General features: G+C 37.1%; 5 protein-coding genes. 3 read left to right on the top strand and 2 right to left on the bottom strand.

The window, feature by feature from the left end:
• Positions 1 to 8: 8 nt before the first annotated feature.
• The 3 genes from VGE44_RS16465 (at position 9) to VGE44_RS16475 (ending at position 3,938) form a co-directional block, all read left to right on the top strand.
• Positions 9 to 260, top strand: a complete 252-nt coding sequence (locus VGE44_RS16465) for a CBU_0592 family membrane protein (protein WP_331081177.1) — start codon at positions 9 to 11, stop codon at positions 258 to 260.
• 50 nt (positions 261 to 310) lie between these two features.
• Positions 311 to 2,173, top strand: coding sequence for a tRNA uridine-5-carboxymethylaminomethyl(34) synthesis enzyme MnmG (gene mnmG / locus VGE44_RS16470; RefSeq protein WP_331081179.1), 1,863 nt, complete (start codon positions 311 to 313; stop codon positions 2,171 to 2,173).
• Positions 2,174 to 2,306: 133 nt separating this feature from the next.
• Complete coding sequence (locus tag VGE44_RS16475; RefSeq protein WP_331081181.1) at positions 2,307 to 3,938, top strand: Ig-like domain-containing domain; 1,632 nt, start codon at positions 2,307 to 2,309, stop codon at positions 3,936 to 3,938.
• Here the strand turns inward: VGE44_RS16475 and VGE44_RS16480 are convergent.
• A complete protein-coding gene (locus VGE44_RS16480; protein WP_331081183.1) occupies positions 3,919 to 4,440 on the bottom strand; it encodes a gamma carbonic anhydrase family protein in 522 nt (173 codons plus the stop codon). The two genes, VGE44_RS16475 and VGE44_RS16480, sit on opposite strands and share 20 nt — an antisense overlap.
• Positions 4,441 to 4,448: 8 nt before the next feature.
• Entirely contained in the window at positions 4,449 to 6,038 is a 1,590-nt protein-coding gene (gene nadB, locus VGE44_RS16485) for an L-aspartate oxidase (RefSeq protein WP_331081185.1), read from the bottom strand.
• Between the last annotated feature and the right edge of the window lie 211 nt (positions 6,039 to 6,249).

The raw sequence follows: 6,249 nt of genomic DNA on the forward strand, positions 1-6,249 counted from the left end.
AAATGAATATGAGTACATCAGATCTTTTGGCATCCGCAGGAGTAAGCTTATTGCTCATTGCATTTTATCTCAATTTAAAGAAATTGATATCGACGGATAGCAAATGGTACAGCACCTTGAACTTAAGCGGGGCAGCATTGTGTGGGTATTCTTCTTATTTGGTACAATTTTACCCATTTGTTTTTCTTAATGCTGTTTGGGCGATAGCAGCTCTCATCTCTCTTTTTAAGCATGTTTCACGTGAAACAATTATTAAATAGTAATGATTATTTTTACAAACTCTATAGTTCCACGTGGAACATCATAAAAAATGTTTGATAAATACGATATAATAGTAGTAGGCGCCGGGCATGCAGGTTGCGAGGCAGCAGCGGCAGCAGCCAATTTGGGCTCAAGGGTTCTATTGATTACCATGAATATGGAAACAATAGCGCAAATGAGTTGTAATCCGGCTATGGGTGGTGTTGCCAAAGGACAAATTGTTCGCGAGATTGATGCAATGGGAGGATACTCCGGTATCATCACCGACAAAACTACATTGCAATTCCGGATGCTTAATAGCTCTAAAGGACCAGCGATGTGGAGCCCAAGGGCACAAAACGACAGAAAACGCTTTGCTGAAGAATGGAGACTAGCATTAGAACGCACTCCAAATGTAGATTTTTGGCAGGATACTGCCACTTCATTATTAATTGAAAATAATAAAGTATGTGGAGTAAGAACCTCCCTTGGTCTAAAAATCAGGTCAGAAGCAGTTGTATTAACAAATGGAACATTCCTGAACGGGATCATACACATAGGTGAAAAGAAATTTGGAGGTGGCAGAACAGGAGAAAAATCTGCAACAGGAATTACAGAACAATTAGTAGAACTGGGCTTTGAAGCCGGAAGAATGAAAACCGGAACTCCACCGCGGGTAGACGGCCGATCACTGGATTATTCCAAAATGGAAGAACAGTGGGGCGATCCAGATCGTGGAAGATTCTCCTATACTGATGTCATTTTACCAAAAGAGCAAAAATGCTGCTGGATAACCTATACAAATTCAGAAGTACATGAAACGCTCAAAGAAGGCTTTGAAAAGTCCCCAATGTTTACAGGTCGAATTAAGGGATTAGGTCCTCGTTACTGTCCCTCAATAGAAGACAAAATCAACCGTTTTGCTGAACGCGACAGGCACCAAATCTTTGTAGAACCAGAAGGATGGAATACTGTAGAGATCTATGTAAACGGTTTTTCAACTTCTCTACCAGAGGACGTACAATATAGGGCACTAAGCAAGATTCCCGGTTTTGAAAAGGCAAAAATGTTCAGACCAGGTTATGCCATAGAGTATGATTTCTTCCCTCCTACACAATTGGGACTTACCCTTGAAACAAAGAGTATAGCAAATTTATACTTTGCCGGACAGATAAATGGAACAACGGGCTACGAAGAAGCCGCTTGCCAGGGATTTATGGCTGGAATTAATGCTCACCTAAAAATAAATAATAAGGAAGAACTTATTTTAAAAAGAGCAGAATCCTATATCGGTGTATTAATAGACGACCTTGTCACAAAAGGAACCGAAGAACCCTACCGTATGTTTACCTCAAGAGCTGAACATAGATTACTGTTAAGACAAGATAATGCCGACATCAGATTAAGCCCCATAGCACATAAATTAGGTTTGATATCTGAAGAAAGACTGGATAAGGTAAATAAGAAAATAGAAAACGCTGATCATCTGGTGAGTTATTTAAAAAGCACATCAATAGGACCTGATGCGGTAAATGCTATTCTTGAAGAACAGGGTACACCGGGCATATCCCAAAATGTAAAAATGTTCCAGCTCATAACCAGACCTCAAATAGGATTTAAGGATCTTAAAAAAGCAGATTCCGTATTCAGTAATTTACTAAATAAATACGACAGGGAAACTGTTGAACAGGCAGAAATAAAAGTGAAATACGAAAGCTATTTTGAAAAGGAACTCGAGATAGTAGACAAAATGAAACGAATGGAAGATCAGACTATCAATCCTGAATTTAACTATCTTGACCTCGTTTCATTGTCAAAAGAAGCAAGAGAAAAACTGATGAAAATAAAACCAAGAACCCTGGGGCAGGCTTCGCGTATTTCAGGAGTATCACCATCAGATATTTCCGTTTTAATGGTTCATATGGCCAGATGATTGTTAATTATCTCATTATCAGAATATTAACATAATCTATGGCCGACTTTAAATAATAAGATATACGCAACTTTCTCACCTCAGTTAATAACTTTATTCCAAAAACATAGAAAATCGTCCACAAGGCTTATAAATGGCAAATAATAAAAAGAGGTTAATTTTCCTATCATCAATCGGGTTGTTTTGGCTGGCTACCTTTATATCGGGCTGTGCAAGTATGCAATCTCCAACCGGTGGACCAAAGGATAGTATTCCTCCGGGAATAGTAAATGAGGTGCCAAAAAATTTTACAAAAAACTTTGCAGTAAAAAAAGTTGAAATAGAATTTAATGAATTTGTAAAACTTAGTAATGAGTATACTGAAATTAGTATCTCACCAGCCATGGATATTCCTCCCGCCTTTAAAGTAAAAAAGGAAAATCTGGAAATCGAGTTTAAACAGGAACTTGAGGCAAACACAACTTACTCCATAAATTTTGGTAAGGCCATAGCTGATGTCAATGAAAGTAACATTCTTAAAAATTACTCCTACGTGTTTTCAACTGGTAATGAAATTGATTCACTTTCTATATCTGGAAAAGTAATTAACTCGCTAACAAAGGAAAAACTGAAAGATGTTACAGTATTCATTTTACCTGTAAGTCAGGATTCCTTATTTGGAAAAAAGAAAGCGAGTGTATTCAATATAACCGACACAGCAGGCACATTCAAACTTTCCAATCTAAGGGAAGATACCTATAAATTATATGCCTTACTGGAGCAAGGTGGCGATAGAATATACAACGGTCAAAACGAAGAGATTGGATTTCTTCAAAATTCCATCAAGCTAACAAAAGACACCAGTGGAATTGTCTTACAGGTATTCAAAGAATATCCCAACGTTTTTATGGTAAAAGATCGTCGCATTGAAGGAGATGGCAGAATAAATTTAACGTTTAACAGACCCGTAATTAATCCTACAATAAGCATAATTGAACCAGCGAACATCGATCAAAGCAAGACAGTTGAGTTTAGTATGACACGGGATTCGGCAACCGTATGGATACCTGAACTAAATTTTGATTCAATAGATGTTGTGGTTAACTCAGCGGGAAAAGCACTGGACACAGTTACACTCAGAAGAAATAAAAGAGATACTTATATTAAATCTCTTGTCGCATCTGATAACCTATCAGGAAGCAAAATCAGACCCGGTTCAGAATTAATTCTGAAGTTCTCATCCCCTATTCAGTCTTATCAGGAATCACAAATCACGCTTCTCGAAGACTCAATACCTGCAAAAGGATATCAGATAATTAAAGATCCAAATTCTCTTAGAACCTATAGCTTAAAATATCCCTGGAAGTTAAAAAAACAATATATTTTAAAACTTGGAGAGAATGCCTTTACAGATGTTCTAGGGACTAAATCAAAGATCTATTCAAAGAAATTTGAGTTGGATATTGACGACAATTATGGAAGCATATCCATAAACGTGAGTGTTCCCGACACAACAAAAACCTATCTGGTGCAATGGTTAAATGAACGGAAAGAAATCCTAAAACAAAATTCAATCAAAAGAAATATATTGCTCAACTATATAAGATACCCAACTGCAAAATATTTAATCCGTGTTATTTATGATGACAATGATAATGGGGAATGGGATACCGGAAATGTTAAGGAAGGAAGACAACCCGAAAAAACCTGGAACTTTGACAAAACAATCTCTCTTAGACCTAACTGGGATCTGGAAGAAAATGTGATTATTCCGGATCCTCAATAAACCATGTTGAATATAATTTATACTTCTCCGGGAGCTTATTCAGCATTTCGATTTGCTGATCTGTAAGAGGCTTTATCTTTCTGGCTGGTATACCTGCATACAAATATCCTGCTTCGCAAACAGTATTCTCAAGAACAATGGCTCCGGCAGCAATTATACAATACTCGTTAACAATCGTATGATCCATTACAATGGCACCCATTCCTATGAGTACATGATCATACAATGTGCATCCATGAACGAGTGCATTGTGACCTATTGAAACATTGTTACCAATTTCTGTAGCTGCCTTCTGGTAGGTACAATGTATTATAGCACCGTCCTGTATATTGGTATTATTACCAATCCTTATATAATTAACATCCCCTCTGATTACCGCATTAAACCAAACGGAACAATTATCTCCGATAATAACATCACCAACTATAGTACTGTTATCTGCAAGGAAACAATTAGTTCCAATTTCAGGAAAAACATTCTTAACAGGTAGAATAAGTGCCATAAAAAAAATTAAAAAACGGTATCATGTGGCTCCAGCGCATGAGGCTTATAATCGGTTGTATAATGAAGCCCTCTGCTTTCCTTTCGCAACATTGCTGATTTTATAACGATGTAAGCATTCTGAATAACATTTCGAAGCTCACATAATTTAACAGAAAGTGTTGTCTTCTTGTAAAAACTCTCGGTTTCTTCATACAATAATCCTAAACGTCGCATCGCTCTTTCCAATCTGAAATCAGATCTGACAATACCAACATAATCACTCATAACCTTTTGGGTCTCGCGAAGGTTGTGGGTTACCAGAATGTCTTCATTTGAAAGCTTAGTATCTGTTTCATCCCATTCGGGTATGCTATCAGGGATTTCATAATTTTTAAATACTTTGATCGCATCTTCATAAATCCTGTGAGCAAAAACAGGAGCCTCTAACAGCGAGTTAGATGCCAATCGGTTTGCTCCATGCAGACCGGTTGATGTACACTCCCCACAAGCGTAGAGCCGGTGTATTGACGATTTACCATCCTCGTCAACAAGTATACCACCACACATATAATGAGCTGCAGGAGTAACAGGAATAAGATCCCGGGTCATATCCAGACCAATACTTAAACATTTAGCGTAAATATTAGGGAAATGAGATAGAATATCGGCCTTATCGCGATGCCTGATGTCAAGATAAACAAAATCATCACCAGATTTTTTCATTTCAGCATCAATGGCTCTGGCCACAATATCACGGGGAGCAAGGGAACCTCGTTCATCATAGTTCTGCATAAACTCCTCACCATTCTTTGTTTTAAGTACACCCCCAAATCCACGAACAGCTTCAGAAATTAAAAAAGAAGGGTACTCTCCCGGATTATATAAAGCCGTAGGATGAAATTGAATAAACTCCATATTTCTAACCTTTGCTTTAGCGCGATAAGCCATAGCAATTCCATCACCTGTTGCGATAACTGGGTTTGTAGTGGTCGCATAAATATGACCTGCACCACCCGAAGCCATTAAAGTTACCCTGGATAAAAACTTTTCAACCTTATTAGTTGATGTATCAAGAGCATAAATCCCATAACATTCAATATTCTCAGATTTTCTGTCAACAAATTCTCCAATATGATGTTGAGTTATTAATTCAACCGCAAAATAATGGGTTAAAATCTCGATATTAGGATCGCTGTGTATCTGCGCAAGCAAAGCTCTCTCTATTTCAAAACCTGTTATATCTTTGTAATGTAACACACGACTTTCAGAATGTCCACCCTCTTTAGCAAGGTCAAATATCCCCTTATTGGTTTTGTCAAAATGGGTACCATATCTAATAATTTCATCAATACGTGCCGGCCCCTCTTTAACAACAATCTCAACTATTTTTCGATCGCACAGTCCATCCCCGGCAATTAAGGTGTCATCAATATGCTTTTCAAATGAATCCTCCTGTTTATCCACAACAACAGCAACACCACCCTGCGCATATTTAGTATTGGATTCATCCTCATTTGCCTTCGTAACTATCAGAACCTTACCGTATTTGGCAGCTTTCAAAGCAAAACTTAATCCTGCAATCCCGGAACCTATCACTAAAAAATCAACATTTTTCATGGATGAAAAATTATAAAATATTGAATATGAATAAACATGTTAACAAGCTCCTCAAAGATGTTAATTTAGTACTAATACTGGTTGATTAATTTATAAACAGACTGATAAATACTTCTAATAAGCCGAATTTACCTTATTTTTGATTTAGTTATAAGCAAAATATTAAGAGTATTCCACTTTTTACAAGGAAGAAAAACTAAACAAATAAAAT

Origin of the sequence: Daejeonella sp. (assembly GCF_036405355.1) — a bacterium.
GTDB lineage: Bacteria > Bacteroidota > Bacteroidia > Sphingobacteriales > Sphingobacteriaceae > Daejeonella.

Bases quoted from the DNA above. Each gene is read 5' to 3' on its own strand.
- nadB (WP_331081185.1), bottom strand. From the start codon at position 6,038: ATGAAAAATGTTGATTTTTTAGTGATAGGTTCCGGGATTGCAGGATTA.
- VGE44_RS16480 (WP_331081183.1), bottom strand. From the start codon at position 4,440: ATGGCACTTATTCTACCTGTTAAGAATGTTTTTCCTGAAATTGGAACT.
- mnmG (WP_331081179.1), top strand. From the start codon at position 311: ATGTTTGATAAATACGATATAATAGTAGTAGGCGCCGGGCATGCAGGT.
- VGE44_RS16465 (WP_331081177.1), top strand. From the start codon at position 9: ATGAGTACATCAGATCTTTTGGCATCCGCAGGAGTAAGCTTATTGCTC.
- VGE44_RS16475 (WP_331081181.1), top strand. From the start codon at position 2,307: ATGGCAAATAATAAAAAGAGGTTAATTTTCCTATCATCAATCGGGTTG.